The organism is Rhodococcus sp. MurmanLake-1 (assembly GCF_056945715.1).
Genome location: NZ_JBWZNF010000006.1, coordinates 171,189 through 192,662, shown reverse-complemented (window position 1 = coordinate 192,662; position 21,474 = coordinate 171,189). Strand labels below are relative to the sequence as shown.

The following is a 21,474-nucleotide window of genomic DNA, read 5'->3' as shown; positions in this document are numbered from 1 at the left end:
GAGTGTTGATGAGTTTGACAAGAAAGCAACAAGTGCTGGACCAGCTGGAATTGATGATCAATTCAACCAATCCAGCCTTCGCGCCGCCCGCACAGAGTGGTGATCCGACCGCGAGGCATGCGCATTTTCAACAACTCTTCACGCAGGTGTCCACGGCCCGCGACGACGACACCTTCATTGAGGACGTTGCATTGGAAATCGGACTGAAATAGCCATCCGTGCAGAGTCGTAGCCATCAACAGAATGAGGCAGGTATCTGATTGTGACTTCTCGTGATCCCGAATCGCTCATCTGCGAAGGGTTCGAGGGAGCATTTGGGCGAATGCTGCAGGCCTCTAGCAGCGCCGAGACGGAAATTGAACTAACGAACTGCCTGCATCACATGTACCGGCTGTCCGAGCTAAAGAAAAACCAAGGCGACTTCGTCAACGCCATCTGGGTTCCCAAACTACTCACCGTCCCAGGTGCCGCGGGAGCGATTTGGTCCCGGAAGTTCGACACTCATCAGATATTTCAGATATCTGAACTGAGTGATCAATATTCCGACTACTTCACTCAGATGTTCGGCGTGCCACGCTGGCTGTCCTCGGCTACGTTCAATTCCGATCCCGATAATCTAGGACGAGATTCCGACTATGAGACCCACCTCGCCAACAGGGTTGTGCCTGACACTCTGCGCCGCGCCTACGATGGACTATTGGAACTGACCTAACAAGCGATCCAACGCCCGTCACAAATACCCCTTCTCTCTCATGACGTCGTAGTAGTTGGGATCGCCGTTCTGCCAGGGCAACTGATGATTTTCAGTGCCGTGCTGCAGAGTGCTCGGCCACAAACGCTCCTCACGCCCACCGCGCCACGTCGCAAGGTCAACACGAGACGGGTGTTGCTCCGACTCGGTGCCTTGCGCCGGCCGAAGACCGAACCCGAACTCGGGCCACCTCAGAAACAGTGAGGAACCTGTCGGCCGGAGGAGTCGTTGTGCACCCGCTTGACCGTGCGCGACGTGCGCCTCGCAGACGACAGCGAATTTGTACTTAACGCGTAGCCGGTCAATGGCGTCGGTGAGCTCCTTCGCCGCCTGCTCGTCCCGCGTGTCGAGCTTGTGCAGTCGATAGAGCGGTCCGAGCGCGACGAACTTGGGTTGCGTTGCCGCGATCGCCCGCTCTATCCGTTTCATCTGCGCGGGATCGTTGAGCGCGATCCCTTCCGGGCGGATCACGAACCGAACCATCTTCGACCAGTCGGGAACTGGGACCGAGTACTTGTCGGCCAGTCGGGTGATCCTCTCTCGCAGCATCCGGTATCGGCGCCCGGTCTGACGTTCCGAGTTCTCGGCGTCGATCACCAGCACTTGGTTGTGATCAGACACCCGGGTACCGAGAAATGGGTGCATCCCCGCGGCGATCGTCATGACCATCTGCGCGACGAGAAAACTCTTTCCAGTGCCCTCGAATCCGGTGAGGATCATCCGGTCGGTTCGCTCGAGCAGGTCCGGGATCAGCCAGTCATGCGTGAACTTCTTGGATAGGAGCTCGTCGAGGCTCATCGGTAGGTCGGCCTCGGTCGAGCTGGCGGTGCGATTGACGGCAGCGAGTTCGTCTTGCGCTCGGTCGATTCCGAGTTCGAGCATTTCGCTGTCTTCGGTCTCGGCGACTTCCTCCGTTGCGTGGATCAGACGGAGCGCTGTGTCGCGTACCGCCCGAATGGTGCGGAGGTGGTTGAGCCGATCAAGGTAGAACCCGATTGCGTAGTCCTCGCCTTTCCCGAGCATGTTCATGATCGAGTCGGCAACCGACTTACCCTGATGCTCCGTTGCTGCCAGCTGAATGGCCCGCCTGGACACCGTTGCGTGGTCTCGAGGGTCACCGGCCCGGAAACAGTCCACGAGAGCCGTGTGGATGATTTGGTGGATTGGCGTCGTGAAGACGCCGGGGTCGAGGTCGACCATCGCGTTGATCAGCCCGCGTTGCGCGAGGCCGGCGGCGAGGACGGTCGCTTCGGCAGCAGGATCGTTGAGCTCGCTCATGGCTGCACCTTCCATTTTTCGCGGATCTTCCAGGCTTTACGCATGGCCCAGAGGTTGTTTTGGATTCGGACCTCGGTGAACGCCTGGCATTGAACGGCGCCGATGTTCACGTCCTGGTGCCAGCGCTCGCCGCAGGTCACGCAAAGGTTGTTGTTCTTCGGGTCGGGGTAGTGCGTGTCGACGGTCCACTGGCAAAGCTCGGCGAGATCGACATCTGCCTCGGTCTCGGCTTCGTGGCGGATGTTCTGCGCTGCGAAGCGCATTCCGGTCGCTCCCTGCCAGCCCTTCGCGTTTGTGCATTCGGGGCAGTCGACGAGGAGGCGACCCGAATGCCCGTTCATCGCTCCACCAGCAGACCGGACTTCCCGTCCCGAACTTGGTTGCCATTCCTGCCTGCGATCGGACCATCGAGCCACATGTCCGTGCGAAGCCATCCCGCCGGGAGTTTGGTGTACTGGCTCTCGCGATTGGGATCCCGGGCGTACCGCGTTGCCCCGTCGATCAGCTCGGCGTTCGAGACTCGCTTGATCGCTGTCTGCCATGCCTTGAGCGCATCCCGCTTCTGCTCCCGCCTTGGGTACGCGGCCCAGAAACGCTCGAACTCGGCAGGGTAGGAATTTCGCGGCGTGTTCGAGATCGAAGATTCGGACAAGTTCTTTTTCTCTAGAACTTGAGTAAATGCAGTAGGTGACTTAACAACCTCAACCTCAACCACAACCGACCCTTCCCGTAACCCTTCCGCTAAGGGTTCCGGTAACCCATCCGTTTCCCCAGGTCGCGGTAAGGGTTCCGCTAACCCTTCGGTGAAGGGTTCCGGAAAGGGTTCGGTGATCCCTTCCGTCAACCCTTCGAGGTGGGTTTCCGCAGCAGTCCACAGCCGGGCAATTTCGCCCCGAATCTTCTCGCTCTTCACGGAAGGCGCTGTCAGTCGAGCCAATTCGCCGCGCATGACGTGAGCGAGCTTGCGGGACTCAATCTGTGAGAGTGCCCGAAGCGCCGACTTCAGTACATTCGGCTGCTTGTCGATCTCGTCGCGCCGCATGAACGACCGGACCAGGATCTCCCCGGTGTCCTCATCGGTGTAGACGTAGCCGCGCCGCTCCATGCGAAGTAGAGACAGCTCGAGCTCTCGCTCAGTCGGGAGCAAGTCGCCGTGGCGCATAGCCTTCCGAAGCCTGCGCATGTTAATCGGCTGCACTCCCGCGTAGTTCAGCGACGGCTGCGCGATCAGCGCGATGTAGAGCAGTTTGTCGACTGCCGGTTGAGCGGTGAAATGTTCGTCAGTGAAGATGGAAAACCACACCTTCCCGTACTCGCGGGCCATATTGTCGACCACTTCCGTTCCGTGAGTTCTGAATTCGATTGCCGGCGCACGTAGTGAGCATCCCCGCCTATTCGTCGCGGATATCCCCACTCCCGTGCGCAGCGAGGGCCTGCGTCTCGTCCACGGATCTATCAAGGAGGGATGCAATCGTGGAGTAAGTGAGCCCGTACTGACGTCCCAACCGAACGTAGTGCGCGACGTGACGGCCGTCGCCGGCCTTACCGATCGCCTGCAAGATTTCGACGGCATGACGCCTACGGTCCTGCCCCTTTCGGGGGCCAGTTTCAGAGCCGACCCCCGCGACGATCGCCAGCAGTTTCCCGTTCTCGCGCCGCAACTCTCGGATCTGCTCCGCCCGCCCGTCCGGCGGTGGCCACGGCAGCAACTCCCCCAGCGCGGTCATATCGCCTTGTCCGAATCGAAGTCACGGATTCGCTTCGTCCAGGTGTGGCGCGCTGTGTCGGCAAAGTTCACCCGAATGTCCCAGTTGCCCGCCTTCTCCTCTGCAATTTCGAACAGGGCCGGTAGAACCATCGTTCCCATCGTGGACAGCGCGGCCATTGCCACAAGCATCATCTGATCAGGCTCACGGATCATCGAGAAGTACTCGTTGATCGTGTCCTGGACGTCGTTCTCGTCACCAGCCTCTGCCGCGATCTCCAGTGCGAGGCGAACGCCGAACGTCTCCTTCGCGGCAATGTTCGGAACCCCCATGGAACCGGCAGGCTCACCATCCCGAGAGAAGGCCGGGACGTCGGTGACAAACGAACTCCACGGCTCCGCCTGCAGCGCTTCGTCGCGAGCAATGATGATTTTCGTTCGCAGGTCAAAGATCCGCTCAGGCTGCGATTCGCGACTCTCCTTGATTCGCTCAATCATCAATTGCAACTGCTCCACGGACGGGTTCAGCGAAGGACTGTGCGATTCACCGGATGCATCCTCCAGTTCTTTGAGGTCAGCCGCTTGGTTACGTAACTCACCTAACGCCACCTCCGCGGGTCGGCTCCGCCAAGCGTCGATAGTCTCGGCGTCGCCGCGGCCAGCTTCTGCGATCACCTCATCTCCTGCCCGGATGATGATCTTCGACGGCAACTCGTACGAGATCGTCGCCGAGCGGTGGGACGGAACCTCTAAGCCTGAGGGGATCGTGATGTCTCGGACTGGGGGGACCTTATGCAATGGGTCCGGGTGCCACAGGTGGGAATACGTGTTGTTGCCGATAGTGATCTCGGTCTGCAGAGGTCGACCGTCGCTGTAGGTGAACCAGTCAGCTCGATCCTTCACATGCGGCGCAAGCGCTGACCGGAGCTCGGTCGCGAGGGCATGTAGTCCTTCTCGGGCTGGTGAAAGGGCTTCTTCCAGCTCATCAGTCATGCCGTCGACACACGCGATGTGGTCGGTGGCCCAATAGATCTCGAGTTCGGCTTCGGCGACGGCGTACTTCAGGGAATCCAGTGTGGTCGGTGTGATCATGAAAAGTCCTCAAAGTTGTTGGCGAGCACGGCGGGTCGATCAGCCCAGTGGTCGAAGTTTCTGCAGAAGCGCCGGAAGTCGATCGCGATCCAGGCGGCCGACTGACCGACCAGGAGTGCGGCGAGAAGTCCCTCGGTGATGGTCACTAGGCGGCCCTGCTCTTCTCAGTTTCCCAATCCGCCAACAGATCCCGTACCGATACCTCAAGAACGATCGCAATCCGTACGATCTCGTCGCACTTGAAAGGCACCCTGCCTGACGTCCGTCTGCTCATTGCCGAGGCGGTCAGGTCGATCCGTCGGCCGACCTCGGCAATCGTCATGCCCGACAGGGCGATTGCGGATTTGACGGTTCGGCCTAGCGTCGCGCTCATGCGAAGCTCTCCGGGTCCAGGTAGAGCCATGCCTGATGCATCTCAGTGAGTGTGTCGATCAGTGCGGGGATGCCGGACGGGTGAATCTCGGGGTAGTTCGCGTCGATGCCACGGAAGTTGAGGCTGAACACTGCGGGAATCGGCGTGCCGTCTTCGTCGCGCTGATCGTGACGATCGAGGACCACGACACACTGTTGTGCGCCTGACCCGAGCGGGCGGATGACAAGGTTAGTCATCTCGCTGCTATCTGGTTTCAGCAAGGCGAGCACCTCGGCAGATGTCGGAAATGTTGGTACAGTCACGGCTGAATCCGTTCTTTCGTGAAGGTTGGTGCGGGTCTCATTGCCCTCGATGCCCTGGTCGGCGTCGAGGGCGCTCTTCGTGGTAAAGGTCCTGCGCACTAAGCCACACCGCCGCGCACGTTGTTGTCCTCCTGCGCGGCCAGCCACTCGTTCAGCTTCGATAGCTTGTAGACGACTCTTTTCCTGCCCAACGTCATTGACTCGGGCCCTTCTCCGACATGCCGCCAGTAGCGCAATGTTCCGAGCGGAAGACCAGTCGTCTCACTGACCTGCTTCGTGGTCAGGTACCGCTCCACCACCTCGATGCCGACTGGACCGGACGCTTGTGAGGTTGTCACCAGTTCACTCCTCTGTTTCTGTAACGCAACAGCGATGCATGATTGCAACAGTTTGAATGCTGGCATTGATTTGTGTTGCTGTCAAGCATTAGTGTTGCGCCCATGAAACACGCGAAGAGTGACGTTGAACGGAATCGCGCAGTCGACGAACATCCCCGCACGCTCGGCGACGCGATTCGGCAAGGCAGGAACAGGCTCGGACTCAGTCAGCGGGCGCTCGCGATGAAAATGTCAGAACTTGGAGTCCCGCTCGATGCGAGTGCCGTGACCAGGCTTGAGAACAACCAGCGAGAGCCTCGCCTTAGCGAGGGCATCGCTCTCTCCAGATTTCTGCAATTCGATCTGTTCCTCTTTGCGCCGACCGGATTCTCGGAGGCAGGGCTCGTAGCGAATACGGTCGCTTCATATACGCACGCAGCAGATTCCATTGTGACGCTCGCTGTCGACGTTGCTCACACGCTCGGAATGCAGGAGCTTCTCGATCGAGACGGCGACATTTCTCGCGAACAGGCTGTAGCCGATCTATTGGAGGAGATACGGGACTCGACAGAGTTCGAGGGAAAGTTATTCATTGACGGAACTTCCGCCAATATCGCCGTGGCAAGCGTTGCGCCCTGGGAATTCAAGGCGGCAAAGACTGTTCTAAATCACCTCCTTGACCAACTCGGAATGCTGGGCAGCGATGACGCGCCCGAGGCGTAACCGGCGCGCGGGCGTCGAGGATCTGTGGTGGAAGACGATCCGTGCCGATGGCAACGAACAAAAGATCAAGTCAAAACTCCACGGTTCAGGAAAGCGCTGGCGCGCAAGGTACGTCGACGACGAAAGCCTTGAGCACACGAAGCGATTCGATCGCAAGGTTGACGCCCAAAAGTGGCTTGATGACATCGTGGCGAGCCAGGTTACCGGCAACTACGTAGATCCTCGGCTCGGCAAGATCACCTTCGCGTCGTTCTACCAGGAATGGTCATCTCGGCAGGTGTGGGTTTCCGGAACCGTGAAGTCTATGGACCTCGCAGCGAATGGGGTCACCTTCCGCAATGTTGCACTCGGCGAACTTCGGCCGTCCCACATCGAGGCCTGGGTGAAGGCAATGCAGGACAAGCCTTTAGCTGCCTCGACAATCAAAACTCGCTTCATGAACGTCCGCTCGGTGCTTCGAGCTGCAAAGCGGGACAGGGTTTTGGGGGAAGATCCCACGGAGAGGATCACACTCCCCCGGCGACGCCGAGCTGAAGCCGCGATGCAAATTCCGACGCCGGTTCAGGTTGGCTCATTGGTCGCACGTGCTGATGATGACTTCAGTCCGTTTGTCGCCCTCGCAGCGTTCGCCGGCCTTCGACTGGGCGAGGCCGCCGCGTTACAGGTTCTGGACATCGACTTCCTGCGGCGCGAGATCAACGTGCAACGTCAGGTTCAGCGGGCTAACGGCGGTGCCGTCGAAATCCGCGCGCCGAAATATGGCAGCGAGCGGACGATCCCGGCACCACAAGGTTTACTCGACATGCTGGCCGAGTACATAGCCAAATGGCAGCCCGGCAGCGACCCGACGCGATGGCTGTTCCCAGGAGAGAACGGCCATCCATGGCACCAGAACTCGGTCGGTTACAGATGGCGAAAGGCGAAAAAGAACGCGGGCCAACCGGATTGGCACCTCCACGACCTACGGCACTTCTACGCATCGGGCCTGATCTACGCGGGATGCGACGTCGTTACTGTCCAGAAGGCGCTCGGCCACAGCTCCCCTAACGTCACGCTGTCGACGTACGCACACCTGTGGCCCAACGCCGATGATCGAACACGAAAGGCGGCAGATTCGATGTTTGTGGAAGCTACAGAGAACGGCAGTGTACGCAGGTCGGTATCGGGGTCGAGCGCTCACACTGAATGATGTCGCACGAATCCGTTCAGGTCATCTGAGACCCTGTTGACCTGGATGTACGCTGCATAGAGTCGAATAATTGTTGCGATGAACAGCAGCGCGACAAAGGAAAGGCTCGTAGCCACGGCAGCGCTGAAGCCTCGATTGATCGCCGCAGTGTCTTCGCCGAGCGGGAAGTTCATTGCGAGAATGATGAGAACAGCAGCCGTGAGGCAACCTAGAGCGGCGACCAGCACCTGCGGCACAGCTTCATCAAGGTTGCGCTTCGCGCTCTGCGCATCCCGGTGCGTTTCGTCCCGATCGGTCAGCTTCAACCTGAAAGTCGACAGCGCGCCGGCTGTAGTCAGAAACCCACTCATCAACAGAGCCGCACCGGTCAGCAGCGCGGATGGGGCAGTGAACCGCCACTCGCAGACGTACGCCGCTATTCCGATTGCAATCGGCAAACCCCAGAGGACCAATCGCGCCACTCGATCCGGTCCGGCATGGCTCGCAAGGGTGCGAGCGTGCCCGTAAAACAATGGCATGGGATTCAGTCGTGAAGTCATCGCCTCAGTCCCCTTCTGCCCTTGTGTTCTAGCTTGATTGACCCAGTTCAGGGAGATCAGTCGGCCACGTCCTCAAGTCTAGACCCATTTTTCGCACAAGCCCCAGAGACGCCAACTTCGCCTGGACCAGTCGAAAGTACTCGTCGGTGGGCCGTTGCGCGATCCGATTGTCGTACGTGAACAGCTCACTGTAGGCGTCAGGTCGGACATGCTTAACCTGCCCTTCGTGCTTCACGCTCACGTAGCAGTCATCGAAGTCCACATCAGCAACCTTGGGTCCGATAAGCGCTTTTGCTTCCTCGATGCCCTCGTCCATCGTGGTCGTACTCGTGTTCTTGGCCCACTTTCGCACAACGCTCATGGCGGTTTGCCTCTGCTTAACCGGAGCTGTGAGGCGATATTGAGTGGCGCTGGGCAGTCCAATGCCTGCAGAGTCATGCTCCGAAAGGACGATTTCTTGAGGTTCACCGTCGCGAATGAGCTCCCGAACCTGACTGTCGTCCGTCATTTGCGCGAAGCTAACACGGCAATGTTTCGACTTGGGATCGATCATTTCCAGGTTTTTACCCCAGTTCTTGCTCCACCTCTTGAGTGGCACGATCGGGCACGATCTAGAGATGCACTCCAAAACGAGTACGCCCTGAGTTTCAGCGGGCGGGAAAACGTATACACCGCGGAATTGGCGCCGGGGCGCGAGATGCTCGATCGAGACGTCAGGGTCGCCGGCTTGTGCAGACATGGCGTCGGCAAATCCATCGTTCTTACCGAGTGAGAACGCAAACAGAATCGAAGTGTCACCGCGCCGAACCCAGTCGAGTCGGATAATCCGACTGTTGGGGTCTAGAGGAGCAGGGTTACCGGCCGAGTCGAAAGCATCTTTTGGATTCTCGTGCCACTTCCCTCCGATTGCACGCTCGTATGACTCGGCTACATGAGCAGTGAAGTCGCCCCACTTGTCATCAACGAAGGGCGTCACGGTGTTGCCTGCGCCGTTCATGCGTTCGACGGTGAAAATTCGATATCCGTACTGCGCCATGCAAGTCACCCCTGTTAGACGTGGGCTCAGTCCACCCAACGGCCCCAATCGTCATGCCGATTGTTCGGCACCACATTCAAACTGCGTACTCACTGCGTACCATCTAACACAAAACTGCCGATGACCTGCACACTTACACGTTGAAGCGGAACTCCACCACATCGCCGTCGGCCATGACGTATTCCTTACCCTCCATGCGGACCTTGCCTGCAGCCTTGGCTGCGGCCATGGAACCCGCCTCGACGAGGTCGTCGAAGGACACGATTTCAGCCTTGATGAAGCCGCGCTCGAAGTCGGTGTGAATGACGCCGGCAGCCTGGGGCGCGGTGTCACCCTTGTGGATGGTCCAGGCGCGAGCTTCCTTCGGACCAGCCGTCAGGTAGGTCTGCAGTCCGAGGGTGTGGAAGCCGGTGCGCGCGAGAGCGTGCAGGCCCGGCTCGGTCTGACCGATCGAGTCGAGCATTTCCTGGCGGTCTTCCTCGTCGAGCTCGAGGAGTTCCTGCTCGACCTTCGCGTCGAGGAACACAGCGTCGGCCGGTGCGACGGATGCGCGCAATTCCGCAACCTTCGCTGCGTCGGTGAGCACAGACTCGTCGGCGTTGAAGACGTACAGGAAGGGCTTGGTGGTGAGCAGGCTCAGTTCACGCAGCAGCGAGAAGTCGAGCTTGTCCTTGACGCTGAAGAGCGTCGTGCCCTCGTTGAGGAAAGCCTGAGCCTTCAGTGCCTCGTCGTGGGCCGGCTTGAGCTCCTTGTTCTTGCGAGCTTCCTTGTCCAGACGCGGGAGAGCCTTCTCCAAGGTCTGCATGTCCGCGATCACGAGCTCGGTCTCGATGACCTCGATATCGGAGGCCGGGTCGACCTTGCCGTCGACGTGGATGACGTCGTCGTCGGCGAAGACGCGAACTACCTGGCAGATGGCGTCCGCTTCACGGATGTTGGCCAGGAACTTGTTACCAAGGCCTGCGCCCTCGGACGCGCCCTTCACGATTCCCGCGATGTCGACGAACGACACGGTCGCGGGGAGGATGCGCTCGGAGCCGAAGATCTCGGCGAGCTTCTGCAGCCGCGGATCGGGCAGCTCGACCAGGCCGACGTTGGGTTCGATGGTCGCGAACGGGTAGTTCGCTGCCAACACGTCGTTGTTGGTCAGTGCATTGAAAAGGGTGGACTTGCCGACGTTGGGCAGTCCGACGATTCCGAGGGTAAGGCTCACGGTCTGTGGATTCTACGGCCTCGCGGCGACGTGACGGGTACTCGCCCCACCGTCACGTCGCGGCAGGTGATCAGTTGTAGGTATACGAATCGACGGACGACACGATCGCAACCAGGAAGATGACGTAGAACGCGATGAACAGCACCCAGCAGATGACGGCTATGAGGAGCGAGATCTGCCCGAGCTTCTTCACGCGCTCGGACGCGTACTGCGCGCCCTGGTGATCGCCCATCGCCCACTTCGGGTAGATGTCGTGGAGATGGTTGAACGCGGCGAACGCGATAGGCCAAAAGAAGATGATCGACGCGACGGCCCATCCCGCGTTGGACTTCGGCGGACCGTACTGAGGCGCCGCGTACGTGGGTGCGGCGCTGTACTGCTGGGTCGCGCTGTACTGCTGACCGGTCGGATACTGCTGTCCGGCTGAGTACTGCGGGTCGGTCGGGTACTGCTGGCCCGTCGGATACTCCTGGCCGGCTGAATATTGCTGACCGGCTGAATACTGCTGGCTCGCCGGATACTGCTGCTCCTTCGGATCCTGCGGGTCGGTCGGATATTGCGGTTCGGTCATCATTCCCCCAAAGAGTCGGATTCGGTTCTCTATCGCAGAACCTAGTGGAGACTTACCGCTGCCGTGTCACAGTGGGCGCCTACGCTCTCGAGGTGACTCGGATGCTGATCGTGCTCTTGATATGGATAGTGGGTCTCGGCACCGCCGCGCTCGCAATTGTCGCCTCGCCCGGATGGTGGGTGATCGCTGTCGTCACTCTCGCGCTGGCGGCGATGGGCACCTATGACCTCACTCAGAGGTCCCACAGCATCCTCCGTAACTATCCGGTCCTGGGGCACGCGCGATTCCTCCTCGAGAAGATTCGACCGGAGATCCAGCAGTACTTCGTCGAATCATCCACCGATGGAATGCCATTCGATCGCGAAACGCGAGATCTGGTTTACGAGCGGGCAAAGGGAACACTGGCGGAAGAGCCCTTCGGGACCGAGCGCGACGTCAATGCGATCGGCTACGAGTTCATGACGCATTCGATTCGCGCACGGACCGCCCCCGACACCGTTCCGCGAGTTCGCCTCGGCGGACGCGATTGCACGAAGCCGTACGACATCGCTCTCTTGAACGTCTCCGCGATGAGCTTCGGGTCGTTGTCCGCCAACGCAATCGAGGCCCTCAACGCCGGCGCCGCCAAAGGCGGCTTCGCCCACGACACCGGCGAAGGCGCGATCAGTCCGTATCACCGCAAACACGGCGGCGATCTGATCTGGGAAATTGCCTCGGGATACTTCGGATGCCGAACCGAGGACGGCCGATTCGATCCTGACCGTTTTGCCGAGCGTGCCGGACTCGATCAGGTGAAGGCCATTTCTATCAAGCTCTCGCAAGGTGCGAAACCCGGGTTGGGTGGCGTGCTTCCCGGAGTCAAGGTCTCCCCCGAGATCGCCGAAACCCGCGGGGTACCCGTCGGCCAGACCGTGATTTCGCCACCCGCGCACACCGCGTTCAGCACCCCGGTCGAACTGGTCGATTTCATCGCGACCCTGCGAAAACTGTCGGGCGGCAAGCCAGTCGGGATGAAACTGTGCGTCGGCTCGCGTCGTGAATTCCTCGGAATCTGCAAGGCGATGATCGAACGCGGCATCACGCCGGACTTCATCATCGTCGACGGTTCCGAAGGCGGCACCGGCGCAGGTCCGGTGGAATTCGAGGACCACATGGGCATGCCGTTGACCGAAGGCCTGATGCTCGTGCACAACGCCTTGGTGGGAACCGGTCTGCGCGCTCTCGTGAAAGTCGGCGCTTCCGGAAAGGTGGCGAGCGGTTCCGACATCGTCAAACGCATCATCCAAGGCGCAGACTTCACGATGGCTGCCCGCGCAATGATGTTCGCAGTGGGCTGCATTCAGGCCCAGATGTGCCACACAAACCGCTGCCCGGTCGGCGTTGCCACTCAGGATCCGGCGCGCACCCGCGCACTCGACATCCCCGACAAGAGCGAGCGCGTCTACCGCTTCCAGAAGGCAACTGTCGCCAGCGCACAACAGATGATCGCGTCGATGGGCATCGATTCGTTCGACCAACTGCAACCGGGAATGCTCAACCGCCGCGTCGACGGTCTCACCACGCGTACCTATGCCGACCTGTTCGACTGGCTGATGCCGGGCGAACTGCTCGACTCCCCGCCGCAGAGCTGGCTCACCGATTGGATCGACGCCGACGCTCACCGATTCTGACGCCGGTCGACTCCCGCGCCACAGATCGCGCGGATTCACCCGTCTGGTCCTACAGTGACAGATGGCCCGCTGTGACGGCGGCCACACTGCACTAGTGGACGGAGTTCGACGATGAGCTTGACGACTGCGCCGGAACCAAATGTCGAGTACCTGAAAACCGATCCTGACCTGCCACCTGTCGGCGTCATCGACAAAACACCCATTTCCACCACTGCGCGCGTCGTCTTCCTCGTTCTCGGACTGGTCGGCGCGGGCTCCTGGTACATGATTGCGATCGTCCGCGGTGAACACATCAGCGCCGTGTGGTTCGTGTTGGCCGCAATCTGTACCTATCTGATCGCCTACCGCTTCTATGCGCGGTTGATCGAACGCAAGATCGTCAAGCCCCGCGACGACGTCGCAACTCCCGCCGAGATCATGGAGAACGGCGCCGACTACATGCCCACCGATCGTCGGGTGCTGTTCGGTCACCACTTCGCGGCAATCGCCGGTGCCGGTCCCCTGGTCGGACCCGTCCTGGCCGCGCAGATGGGATACCTACCGGGAACGATCTGGATCATCGTCGGCGTGGTGTTCGCCGGGGCGGTGCAGGACTTCATGGTCCTGTGGATCTCGTCGAAGCGCCGCGGGCGCAGCCTCGGTCAGATGGCCCGCGAAGAACTCGGCCTCGTCGGCGGCGTCGCCGCATTGATCGGCGTGTTCGTCATCATGATCATCCTCATCGCCGTTCTCGGACTTGTGGTCGTCAATGCGCTCGCCGAGTCCCCGTGGGGTGTGTTCTCGATCGCGATGACCATCCCCATCGCCCTGTTCATGGGCGTGTACCTGCGGTATCTGCGGCCGGGCAAGGTTTCCGAAGTCTCCCTGATCGGCGTCGTCCTGCTTCTCCTGGCCATCGTCTCCGGTGGTTGGGTAGCCGATACCGGTTGGGGCGCAGACTGGTTCACACTCTCGAAGGTCACCATTGCGTGGCTGATGATCGCGTACGGATTCGCCGCTTCGGTGCTGCCGGTCTGGCTGCTCCTGGCACCGCGCGACTACTTGTCGACGTTCATGAAGGTCGGCACCATCGCATTGCTGGCCATCGGAATTCTGGTCGCACGACCCGCGCTGAACATGCCTGCAGTGACGCCGTTCGCCTCCAACGGCGAAGGCCCGGCCTTTGCCGGTTCATTGTTCCCGTTCCTATTCATCACCATTGCCTGTGGCGCACTCTCGGGCTTCCACGCGCTGATCGCGTCCGGCACGACGCCGAAGCTGCTCGAGAAGGAAAGCCAGACCAAGATGATCGGGTACGGCGGCATGCTGACCGAATCGTTTGTCGCGATCATGGCTCTGGTCACCGCCTGCATCCTCGATCAGCACCTGTACTTCGCACTCAACGCTCCCGCGGCGCTGACCGGTGGAACACCGGAAACCGCAGCCGAATACGTCAACAATCTGCCTCTCGGCACCGCCCCCATCACACCGGACGTGCTGACGCAGGCAGCCGAGGCCGTCGGGGAAGAATCGATCATCTCGAGAACCGGCGGCGCTCCGACGCTCGCGTTCGGCATGTCCGAAGTGCTCAGCGACGTCTTCGGCGGTGACTCGCTGAAATCGTTCTGGTACCACTTCGCGATCATGTTCGAGGCTCTCTTCATCCTGACCACGATCGATGCCGGCACTCGCGTCGCTCGATTCATGCTCTCGGACTCGCTCGGCAACTTCGGCGGTCCGGCAAAGAAGTTCAAGGACCCGTCGTGGCGCGTCGGCGCGTGGCTGTGCTCGCTGATCGTGGTCGCTGCGTGGGGCGCGATCCTGCTCATGGGTGTCACCGATCCACTCGGCGGAATCAACACGCTCTTCCCGCTCTTCGGCATCGCCAACCAACTTCTGGCCGCGATCGCACTGACGGTGGTCATGACGATCGTCATGAAGAAGGGCCTGTTCAAATGGGCCTGGATCCCCGGCGTGCCATTGGTGTGGGACCTGGTCGTGACTATGACCGCGTCGTACCAGAAGATCTTCTCCGACAACCCCGCGATCGGTTACTGGGCTCAGCACAACGTGTTCAAGGATGCGAAGGCCGCAGGTGAGACGGCGCACGGTTCTGCGAAGACTCCGGAGGCCATCGATGCCGTCATTCGCAACACCTTCATTCAGGGCACGTTGTCGATCATCTTCGCGTCACTGGTGATCGTCGTCGTCATCGCCGGGATCATCGTATGTGCCAAGGCAATCCGAGCGGGTGGGCTGCCGACCACCGAGTCCCCGGAGGAACCGTCGAAGATCTTCGGTCCCGCAAGCTTCATTCCGACGCCCGCGGAGAAGGAAATCCAGAAGGAATGGGACGAGCTCATCAAAGCCGGGAAGGTCCGGGCACCCGGCGCCGCGCACGGAGGTGGGCACTGACCATGACCATGACGGCAAAACTCACCACAGCGTTCCGCGGAACGCTGTGGTGGGTTCGCTCGGTGATGGGTGATCTCGACTATCAGCGCTACGTCGAGCACACCCGACGCCACCACGCCGACTCACCGGTGATCAGCGAACGAGAGTTCTGGCGCCGCCGGCATGCAGCAGCCGACGCCAACCCGGGCGCCCGCTGCTGCTGAATCCGGTCAGGGGCAGGTGGCCTTCGCGAGGTCGTAAATGTGGCCGGCCTGCTCGTCGGTGGGCTTGTTGCCGTTGTTCTCGGCCAGGTCGGTGATCTTGGACTTGACCTCCGCCTCGTCTGTGCCGTTGGCGACCTCGTTGCACGTGGTCGTCAAGATCTCCTCGATGTCTGCGTCGTCGCGGTTCTCCGCCAATGGTGCGTAAGCCCCACGGAAGGTGGCGACGAACAACGCCGTCTTGCCCTGGTCGATGGCGTTGCCCGCTGACTGCTTCGCCGTCTCGAGCGCCTGTTGCCCGCTCGTGACTGCCTCGCTGATCTTGTTCTGCGCGTTGTCCTGATCCTCGGTGCTACACGCGGTGAGCCCGAGAACGACGATTGCTGCTGCCCCGACTGCTGCTGCGATTCTCATGACGGAAATGTTAGTCCGCCTGGCATGCTTCAAAACACAGTATTGAAGCGCAACACACGAGTTATCGCATGCAGTCGTTACGATCAGCTCAGCTAGATCACCGGATTCGCACATCGGCGAGGAGATCCCTGCGCCGACGGAAAGGACGATCAGTGAGCGAGCAAGACAAGGGGACGTCCGCAGGGGTGCGAAAGCGCGACCGCGGCGAGATCATCGGGCAAGGGGGTATGTGGCTCGCAAAGTGGTCGTTGGTGTTGGCATCGATTTCGCTGGGCGCCTGGATTTTCGGTTGGCTGATCGAAAAGCTCTGGGTCATCATCCTGCCGGTGGCTCTGGCAATCGTCGTTGCGACAGTCATGTGGCCGCCGACCCGCGGAATGATCAAGCGCGGTATGCCACCGGCCGCGGCAGCCGGCATCACCCTGGTCCTCTCGATCGGAATCTTGGCCGGTGTGATCGCAGGCATCGTTCCGTCAGTGGTCAGCCAGGCCCCCGAGCTCGCGAACAAGACCACCGAGGGCATCAATCAGGTTCAGGACTGGCTCCAGGGTCCGCCACTGAATCTGAAGGACGACCAGATCGACAACGCAGTCCATGCCGTCATCACGAAGGTGCAGGAAAGTGGAACCGCCATCGCTTCAGGCGTTTTCAGCGGTGTGAGCACGGCGAGCTCGTTGTTGGTCACGCTCGGTTTGGTCCTGATTCTCGCCTTCTTCTTCATCAAGGACGGACCGAGGTTCATCCCCTGGCTGCACGCTGTCGGCGGCGGCCGCGCCGGTCGGCATCTCGAAGAGGTCCTCACCCGCATGTGGGACACGCTCGGCGGATTCATCAGGACTCAAGCACTGGTGAGCCTGATCGACGCGGTCTTCATCGGCGCCGGATTGCTCATCCTCGGGGTCCCGCTGGCACCGGTGCTGGCAATTCTGACGTTCATCGGTGGATTCATCCCGATCGTCGGTGCGTTTGTCGCCGGCGCCCTGGCCGTGTTGGTTGCGTTGGTGGCAAACGGCCTAACCACCGCCATCATCGTGCTGATCATCATCCTGGCCGTTCAGCAGATCGAAGGAAACGTCCTTCAGCCTGTGCTGCAGAGCAAGTCGATGAAACTCCACGCCGTCATCGTGCTGCTTGCCGTGGCCGCCGGTAGCTCGCTGTACGGCATCGTCGGCGCCTTCCTCGCAGTGCCCGTCGCCGCTGTTGCAGCAGTTGTCATCCGCTACATCGGAGAGCAGATCGACGAACGCGCAAGCGACAACGAGCCGATGCCCGCCGGCGATGCCTCGGACATCCTCGAAGATCAAGACGACGACGCCGAGTCAGAGGTAGAGAATAAAAAGGCCTGATCAGCCCGCGATCACCTTCACCGAGGAGCCTGCACGTCCGCGAATGACGTGCAGGCGACTCGGGATTCGCTGCCTCATCTCGTCCACGTGACTGACGATGCCCACCACTCGTCCTCCGTCGCGAAGCTCGTCCAACACAGCCATCACCGAGTCGAGGGTGTCGGCGTCGAGGGTGCCGAATCCTTCGTCGATGAACATCGTGTCGAGAACGATTCCGCCGGACTCCGCCGCAACCACATCGGCGAGTCCGAGCGCCAAAGACAATGACGCCAAGAATGATTCACCGCCCGAGAGCGTCTTCGCCGAGCGAACGACGCCCGTGAAGTCGTCCCGGATGTCGAGTCCCAGACCGCCGCGGCGACCCCGAGATCCTGCCTCGTCACTGTGCACGAACTCGTACCGTCCCCCGGACATCCGCTGCAGCCGAACCGATGCCGACACGGCGATCTCTTCCAACCGCGAAGCGAGCACATACGCTCGCAGCGACATCTTGCGACTGTTCTGACCTTTACCGGCGATCACGTCTGCGAGGGCAGCGAGTTCGTCGTGCAGTTCACGCTCAGGTGCAACCGCCTCGTAGGCCTTCTCGAGTTGTCCGCTGAAACGTTCGAGATCCGACACACGGTTCTCGGCCAGGGAAGCGGCCGCAACAGCCGAGTTCACCACCTCGGCGCACTGAAGCGCGAGGCCGCGAGGGCCGTCCACGTCGACGGTCTCGACTTCACCCACCGCAACAACCTCGGGGTCGTCGAGGACAGTCCGGGCGGCAACCTCGAGGTCACGCGCCTTGGCGAGTTCCGTTTCGATCGCCGCTATTCGGGCAGGCGCTCTCACCCCTCCGATCGCAGCCTCGACCGAATCGAATCCGGCAGCGGCCGCCGCAGCGGCCAGTTTGGCCGAAAGTTCCGCCGATCGGGCCTGCGCACGAACGGCGTCGTCGCGCATTTCGGACGCCGCCGTGGCAGCGGAGGCAAGGCCGTCAAACCGCGAGCGCCGAGCAGCGATGGTCGAATCTTCTCCCACCGCAGCAACGATCGCCGCTCGAATCTGCACGACCGTCGCTGACAGAGTCGTCCTACGCTCGGCAAGTGCCGCCAATTCGGCTGTCAGAGAAGCGGATTCCTGCTGCAGTTCGGTGTCACGCCCATTGAGTTGCGCAAGTTTTTGTGCCAGCACTCCAACCTGACCGGCAGAGTGTGTCGCCTCGTCGACGGCGTTCCGTGCCTCGGCGCGGAGCCTGTCGAGTTCTTCGGAATCGCCGTCTCCGCCGCGCGCGATCACCCGGTCGATGTCACGTTCGACGGTTACCTGGCGATCGGCCACCTTGCTGAGGGCTTTCTCGGCCGCACGCTCGGCCGCTGACGCGGCTTCCAGATCGGGCTCGGTGACCGTGACGACATCCGACTGAGCCAGCGCAGGGTGTTCACGCGAACCACACACCTGGCATGGGTCACCAGGCGCGAGTGAACTCGCCAACTCCGCCGCCATGCCCTCGATACGCTTTTGCACGAGGTCGAGCCAGCGCCCGCGAGCACTCTGATGGGCGTCGCGCGCATCCAACACCTGCACACGAATCTTCTCGGCTTGTGCACGCAGAGAAACGATTTCATGGGCCGCTGTCGCAGCATCCGACGCTCTTACGAGTGCAGCCTCGAGGCCAGGCAGAGCCGCGTGCGCGCGTTGCGCATCCTCCAGTCGTTGGCCGGCCGAGCGCACCATTTCTGGCAGTTGAGTGCGTTCAACCGCGATGGCATCGATGCGCTCGGACAGGGAGTCCCGCCGAACTCCGAGTTTCTCGATCTCGGCTTCTGCCGCATCGGCTCGTCGAGCGTCCTCCGCCATTGCGTCCAGGCGAACGATCTCGTCACGCCAGGTCCGGATCCGAGCTACGACGCGTTGACGCTCATCGTCGGTGGGTGGCCACACCTCCGGCACGAAAATCTCCGGACCGTCGAGTGCGGAGTAGGTCGACATCGCTGTGGTCATCGATTCGAGTGCGGCAGCGAGATGCAAGCCGGCAGCGTCCACATCGCCGGCGACAGCGGCCACCGGTAGTGCACGCTTGGCGGTCTCGAGTTCGGCGCCGATCACAGCTCTTTGGGAGGCGCCCGTATTGAATGCTGCGAGTTCAGCGGTCGCACGATTACGGCGAGCTACCAGATCTGCGGTTCGCTGCGCCGCCGACAGAACCCGATTAGCCTCGGCTGCTGCATCTTTCGCGGTCACCAGCTCCGCGAGACTTGCATCGCGGGTGTCCTGAGCCTCGGCGAGGAGTTTGCGCGACCATTCCAGTGGGTGTGCCTCGGCGCCCACCTCGAGTCCCGCAGCTGTCTCGACCTTCGCGAGCAGCAGTCGTACGGATTGCTCCCTGGCCGCGAGCGCGGTCGCACTTGCCTTTCGTTTGGCGTCGAACCATGCCTCGACGGAGACAAATCGCTTGGTGTCGAACAGACGCTCGAGCAGTTTGCCTCGCTCGTCGCTCTCGGCACGCAAGAATTTGGCGAACTCACCCTGCGGCAAGAGCACCACCTGGAAGAACTGATCAGCGCTCATGCCCATGAGGCGGTTGATTTCGTCACCGATGTCAGGGATGCGCGAAAGGTTTTCGCCGCGGCCGTCCAACCACGTCAGTGTGGCCTTTGCATTCTCTGTGATCGAACCGGTGCCACGCTTCTTCGGGCGCGAATACTCTGGACTACGAACAAGTTTGATTCTGCGACCACTGATGGTCGCTTCGAGTTCCACGCGCGGCACCGAACCGGCAGGCGCATGATCGGACAGTAGCCGTTTGCCCTCGTTGCGCGCACCCGGAACCCGCCCGTACAGGGCAAAGGAAACCGCGTCGAGGATCGTGGTCTTGCCTGCACCGGTGTCGCCGTGCAGAAGGAACAGCCCGTCTGCACCCAATCGGTCGAAGTCGACCTCGACAGTGTCGGCAAAGGGCCCGAAAGAGCTGACTTCGAGTTTGTGAAGCCTCACGCGGTTTCACTCAGTTCTACCGTGGACTCCTCGGCGCGCGCGGCAGCGCTGAGCGCTTCGGCCATCAACGTGACCTCCCGCTCGGATGGGTCACTACGCACGGCCGAGACAAAGCCACGGGCGATCTCCATGTCGGTTCGACCCCGTACCGCGTCGCGATACTTGAGATCCGATTGTCCTTCCGGCCTTTGCCATTCGAGGTGAACGGCAAAGGGGAAACGTGCCTGGAGCTGCCTCATGGCATCGACGGGACGAACCGGATCAGTGAGCAAAGCGGAGACGTAGCACTGCTCGGAATCGGCGTACTTCGACTCGGTGAGAAGTTCCTCGAGAGTTCCCGTCACCTGGCTCAGCCCTCGAATCACCGGAAGATCGAGGCGCTGCACCGACGACAGACCGGCTGCGTCGAGTTCGATCAAAAGAGCAGCCTTGCGGTGGCTGCGCTCACCGAACGAATACGGCAACGGTGAACCTGAGTAGCGGACGCTCTCCGAGAGCATCTGGGGCGAATGCAGATGCCCCAGCGCAACGTAGTCGACACCGGCAAACTCGCCCACTGCGACAGTCTCCACTCCGCCGACCGAAATGGAGCGTTCCGATTCAGACGCCTCACCGCCCACGACAAAGGCATGCGCGAGCAGTACCGACCGAGTCGACGGATCGGTAGCTGTTCGTTCGGCGAGGTCTCGCCGAACACGCGACATTGCCGCACCGAGGATGTCGGAATGAGTACGAGCCCGGGGCACGTCCAACTCGACGCGCGTGATCTCCGGCTCGAGATACGGAATCCCGTAAAACGCGACAGGTCCGAACTGATCACTGAGCATCACCGGAGTACCGATCTGGCCGACTCGGGTGATCAAATGCAATCCGCCGGCAGCTGCAAAGGACGCCCCGGCACCGAGCCGCACCGCGGAATCGTGGTTGCCGGACGTGGCGACGATGACCGCTCCGGCCGCCCGGATTGCCTCGAAGCCTCGATTGCACACCGTGACCGCGTCGGAACTGGGAATTGAGCGGTCGTAGATGTCACCGGGCACGACCACGACGTCAACACCGTGTTCGCGGACGGAATCCGCGATGGAACCGAGCACACTAGCCTGATCGGCCAACAGATCGACGCCGTGAAACGTGCGACCTATGTGCCAATCGGAGGTGTGCAGAATCTTCATGAATCCGACGGTAGAGCAGCCCACCGACACTGCCGATCTCCCACGCTGACGGCTTCGACGGTGTGCCCCAACCCACGAACGTCCGGTGACCCTGCACACAATCCGTCCGGTTCGTTTGGCGAAGAACCCGAAACCATCGCGCCATCGCGCCGATAAATGCGCCAGCCACGACCCGCACAAACACGGCCGACAACGCAAGAACCGCTAATG

The 21,474-nt window shown here is 61.1% G+C and carries 23 protein-coding genes; 8 read left to right on the top strand and 15 right to left on the bottom strand.

Annotation, left to right across the window (positions count from 1 at the left end; translation table 11 throughout):
* The first annotated feature begins 8 nt into the window (after window positions 1–8).
* Complete coding sequence (locus tag AC2ETI_RS18675) at window positions 9–212, top strand: hypothetical protein (RefSeq protein WP_483634217.1); 204 nt, start codon at window positions 9–11, stop codon at window positions 210–212.
* A gap of 50 nt (window positions 213–262) precedes the next feature.
* A complete protein-coding gene (locus AC2ETI_RS18670) occupies window positions 263–712 on the top strand; it encodes a hypothetical protein (RefSeq protein ID WP_483634216.1) in 450 nt (149 codons plus the stop codon).
* An 18-nt stretch (window positions 713–730) separates the two neighbouring features.
* On the opposite strand, the gene AC2ETI_RS18665 is transcribed toward AC2ETI_RS18670, so the two are convergent.
* The 8 genes from AC2ETI_RS18665 to AC2ETI_RS18630 all read right to left on the bottom strand — a co-directional run bounded on the left by AC2ETI_RS18665 (window position 731) and on the right by AC2ETI_RS18630 (window position 5,839).
* Window positions 731–2,029, bottom strand: a complete 1,299-nt coding sequence (locus AC2ETI_RS18665) for an AAA family ATPase (RefSeq protein WP_483634215.1) — start codon at window positions 2,027–2,029, stop codon at window positions 731–733.
* A complete protein-coding gene (locus tag AC2ETI_RS18660; RefSeq protein WP_483634214.1) occupies window positions 2,026–2,292 on the bottom strand; it encodes a hypothetical protein in 267 nt (88 codons plus the stop codon). Before AC2ETI_RS18660 ends, AC2ETI_RS18665 begins: the two co-directional genes overlap by 4 nt.
* Before the next feature lie 74 nt (window positions 2,293–2,366).
* Window positions 2,367–3,353, bottom strand: a complete 987-nt coding sequence (locus AC2ETI_RS18655; RefSeq protein WP_483634213.1) for a hypothetical protein — start codon at window positions 3,351–3,353, stop codon at window positions 2,367–2,369.
* Window positions 3,354–3,420: 67 nt separating this feature from the next.
* Window positions 3,421–3,756 (bottom strand): hypothetical protein, encoded by a 336-nt coding sequence (locus tag AC2ETI_RS18650; RefSeq protein ID WP_483634212.1) that lies wholly within the window; start codon window positions 3,754–3,756, stop codon window positions 3,421–3,423.
* Entirely contained in the window at window positions 3,753–4,826 is a 1,074-nt protein-coding gene (locus AC2ETI_RS18645; protein ID WP_483634211.1) for a hypothetical protein, read from the bottom strand. Before AC2ETI_RS18645 ends, AC2ETI_RS18650 begins: the two co-directional genes overlap by 4 nt.
* Before the next feature lie 145 nt (window positions 4,827–4,971).
* Complete coding sequence (locus AC2ETI_RS18640; RefSeq protein WP_483634210.1) at window positions 4,972–5,199, bottom strand: helix-turn-helix domain-containing protein; 228 nt, start codon at window positions 5,197–5,199, stop codon at window positions 4,972–4,974.
* Entirely contained in the window at window positions 5,196–5,435 is a 240-nt protein-coding gene (locus AC2ETI_RS18635; protein ID WP_483634209.1) for a hypothetical protein, read from the bottom strand. The genes AC2ETI_RS18640 and AC2ETI_RS18635 overlap by 4 nt, the downstream gene beginning before the upstream one ends.
* Window positions 5,436–5,599: 164 nt before the next feature.
* Window positions 5,600–5,839: a helix-turn-helix transcriptional regulator gene (locus AC2ETI_RS18630; RefSeq protein ID WP_483634208.1), complete on the bottom strand. Its 240-nt coding sequence runs from the start codon at window positions 5,837–5,839 to the stop codon at window positions 5,600–5,602.
* Between the two features lie 102 nt (window positions 5,840–5,941).
* Between AC2ETI_RS18630 and AC2ETI_RS18625 the strand changes: the two genes are divergently transcribed.
* On the top strand, window positions 5,942–6,541 hold the full coding sequence (locus AC2ETI_RS18625) for a helix-turn-helix domain-containing protein (protein ID WP_483634207.1): 600 nt from the start codon (window positions 5,942–5,944) through the stop codon (window positions 6,539–6,541).
* A complete protein-coding gene (locus tag AC2ETI_RS18620; RefSeq protein ID WP_483634206.1) occupies window positions 6,495–7,730 on the top strand; it encodes a tyrosine-type recombinase/integrase in 1,236 nt (411 codons plus the stop codon). The genes AC2ETI_RS18625 and AC2ETI_RS18620 overlap by 47 nt, the downstream gene beginning before the upstream one ends.
* Here AC2ETI_RS18620 and AC2ETI_RS18615 read toward each other — a convergent pair.
* The 4 genes from AC2ETI_RS18615 to AC2ETI_RS18600 form a co-directional block, all read right to left on the bottom strand.
* Window positions 7,718–8,269: a hypothetical protein gene (locus AC2ETI_RS18615; RefSeq protein WP_483634205.1), complete on the bottom strand. Its 552-nt coding sequence runs from the start codon at window positions 8,267–8,269 to the stop codon at window positions 7,718–7,720. The two genes, AC2ETI_RS18620 and AC2ETI_RS18615, sit on opposite strands and share 13 nt — an antisense overlap.
* A gap of 28 nt (window positions 8,270–8,297) precedes the next feature.
* Complete coding sequence (locus AC2ETI_RS18610) at window positions 8,298–9,305, bottom strand: hypothetical protein (RefSeq protein WP_483634204.1); 1,008 nt, start codon at window positions 9,303–9,305, stop codon at window positions 8,298–8,300.
* A 133-nt stretch (window positions 9,306–9,438) separates the two neighbouring features.
* The gene (ychF, locus tag AC2ETI_RS18605; protein WP_019744568.1) at window positions 9,439–10,518 is read right to left on the bottom strand and encodes a redox-regulated ATPase YchF; all 1,080 of its coding nucleotides are present in this window, start codon (window positions 10,516–10,518) and stop codon (window positions 9,439–9,441) included.
* A 70-nt stretch (window positions 10,519–10,588) separates the two neighbouring features.
* Window positions 10,589–11,089: a CD225/dispanin family protein gene (locus AC2ETI_RS18600; protein ID WP_483634279.1), complete on the bottom strand. Its 501-nt coding sequence runs from the start codon at window positions 11,087–11,089 to the stop codon at window positions 10,589–10,591.
* A 92-nt stretch (window positions 11,090–11,181) separates the two neighbouring features.
* On the opposite strand from AC2ETI_RS18600, the gene AC2ETI_RS18595 reads away from it, so the two are divergent.
* From AC2ETI_RS18595 to AC2ETI_RS18585, 3 genes are all read left to right on the top strand, one after another.
* Entirely contained in the window at window positions 11,182–12,759 is a 1,578-nt protein-coding gene (locus tag AC2ETI_RS18595) for an FMN-binding glutamate synthase family protein (protein ID WP_029255844.1), read from the top strand.
* 111 nt (window positions 12,760–12,870) lie between these two features.
* On the top strand, window positions 12,871–15,153 hold the full coding sequence (locus AC2ETI_RS18590; RefSeq protein WP_483634203.1) for a carbon starvation CstA family protein: 2,283 nt from the start codon (window positions 12,871–12,873) through the stop codon (window positions 15,151–15,153).
* Between the two features lie 2 nt (window positions 15,154–15,155).
* On the top strand, window positions 15,156–15,356 hold the full coding sequence (locus tag AC2ETI_RS18585) for a YbdD/YjiX family protein (protein WP_019744572.1): 201 nt from the start codon (window positions 15,156–15,158) through the stop codon (window positions 15,354–15,356).
* Between the two features lie 6 nt (window positions 15,357–15,362).
* Here AC2ETI_RS18585 and AC2ETI_RS18580 read toward each other — a convergent pair whose 3' ends face one another.
* A complete protein-coding gene (locus AC2ETI_RS18580) occupies window positions 15,363–15,767 on the bottom strand; it encodes a hypothetical protein (RefSeq protein WP_113683164.1) in 405 nt (134 codons plus the stop codon).
* 152 nt (window positions 15,768–15,919) lie between these two features.
* Here AC2ETI_RS18580 and AC2ETI_RS18575 point away from each other — a divergent pair, with 152 nt between their 5' ends.
* Window positions 15,920–17,113, top strand: coding sequence for an AI-2E family transporter (locus AC2ETI_RS18575; RefSeq protein ID WP_003945249.1), 1,194 nt, complete (start codon window positions 15,920–15,922; stop codon window positions 17,111–17,113).
* Here AC2ETI_RS18575 and AC2ETI_RS18570 read toward each other — a convergent pair whose 3' ends face one another.
* Window positions 17,114–20,092, bottom strand: coding sequence for an AAA family ATPase (locus AC2ETI_RS18570; RefSeq protein WP_483634202.1), 2,979 nt, complete (start codon window positions 20,090–20,092; stop codon window positions 17,114–17,116).
* Window positions 20,089–21,264, bottom strand: a complete 1,176-nt coding sequence (locus AC2ETI_RS18565; protein WP_020908513.1) for an exonuclease SbcCD subunit D — start codon at window positions 21,262–21,264, stop codon at window positions 20,089–20,091. The genes AC2ETI_RS18570 and AC2ETI_RS18565 overlap by 4 nt, the downstream gene beginning before the upstream one ends.
* Window positions 21,265–21,474 lie beyond the last annotated feature (210 nt).

Bases quoted from the DNA above. Each gene is read 5' to 3' on its own strand.
- AC2ETI_RS18675 (WP_483634217.1), top strand. From the start codon at position 9: ATGAGTTTGACAAGAAAGCAACAAGTGCTGGACCAGCTGGAATTGATG.
- AC2ETI_RS18665 (WP_483634215.1), bottom strand. From the start codon at position 2,029: ATGAGCGAGCTCAACGATCCTGCTGCCGAAGCGACCGTCCTCGCCGCC.
- AC2ETI_RS18660 (WP_483634214.1), bottom strand. From the start codon at position 2,292: ATGCGCTTCGCAGCGCAGAACATCCGCCACGAAGCCGAGACCGAGGCA.
- AC2ETI_RS18655 (WP_483634213.1), bottom strand. From the start codon at position 3,353: ATGGCCCGCGAGTACGGGAAGGTGTGGTTTTCCATCTTCACTGACGAA.
- AC2ETI_RS18650 (WP_483634212.1), bottom strand. From the start codon at position 3,756: ATGACCGCGCTGGGGGAGTTGCTGCCGTGGCCACCGCCGGACGGGCGG.
- AC2ETI_RS18645 (WP_483634211.1), bottom strand. From the start codon at position 4,826: ATGATCACACCGACCACACTGGATTCCCTGAAGTACGCCGTCGCCGAA.
- AC2ETI_RS18640 (WP_483634210.1), bottom strand. From the start codon at position 5,199: ATGAGCGCGACGCTAGGCCGAACCGTCAAATCCGCAATCGCCCTGTCG.
- AC2ETI_RS18635 (WP_483634209.1), bottom strand. From the start codon at position 5,435: ATGACTAACCTTGTCATCCGCCCGCTCGGGTCAGGCGCACAACAGTGT.
- AC2ETI_RS18625 (WP_483634207.1), top strand. From the start codon at position 5,942: ATGAAACACGCGAAGAGTGACGTTGAACGGAATCGCGCAGTCGACGAA.
- AC2ETI_RS18615 (WP_483634205.1), bottom strand. From the start codon at position 8,269: ATGACTTCACGACTGAATCCCATGCCATTGTTTTACGGGCACGCTCGC.
- AC2ETI_RS18610 (WP_483634204.1), bottom strand. From the start codon at position 9,305: ATGGCGCAGTACGGATATCGAATTTTCACCGTCGAACGCATGAACGGC.
- AC2ETI_RS18600 (WP_483634279.1), bottom strand. From the start codon at position 11,089: ATGACCGAACCGCAATATCCGACCGACCCGCAGGATCCGAAGGAGCAG.
- AC2ETI_RS18590 (WP_483634203.1), top strand. From the start codon at position 12,871: ATGAGCTTGACGACTGCGCCGGAACCAAATGTCGAGTACCTGAAAACC.
- AC2ETI_RS18585 (WP_019744572.1), top strand. From the start codon at position 15,156: ATGACCATGACGGCAAAACTCACCACAGCGTTCCGCGGAACGCTGTGG.
- AC2ETI_RS18580 (WP_113683164.1), bottom strand. From the start codon at position 15,767: ATGAGAATCGCAGCAGCAGTCGGGGCAGCAGCAATCGTCGTTCTCGGG.
- AC2ETI_RS18565 (WP_020908513.1), bottom strand. From the start codon at position 21,264: ATGAAGATTCTGCACACCTCCGATTGGCACATAGGTCGCACGTTTCAC.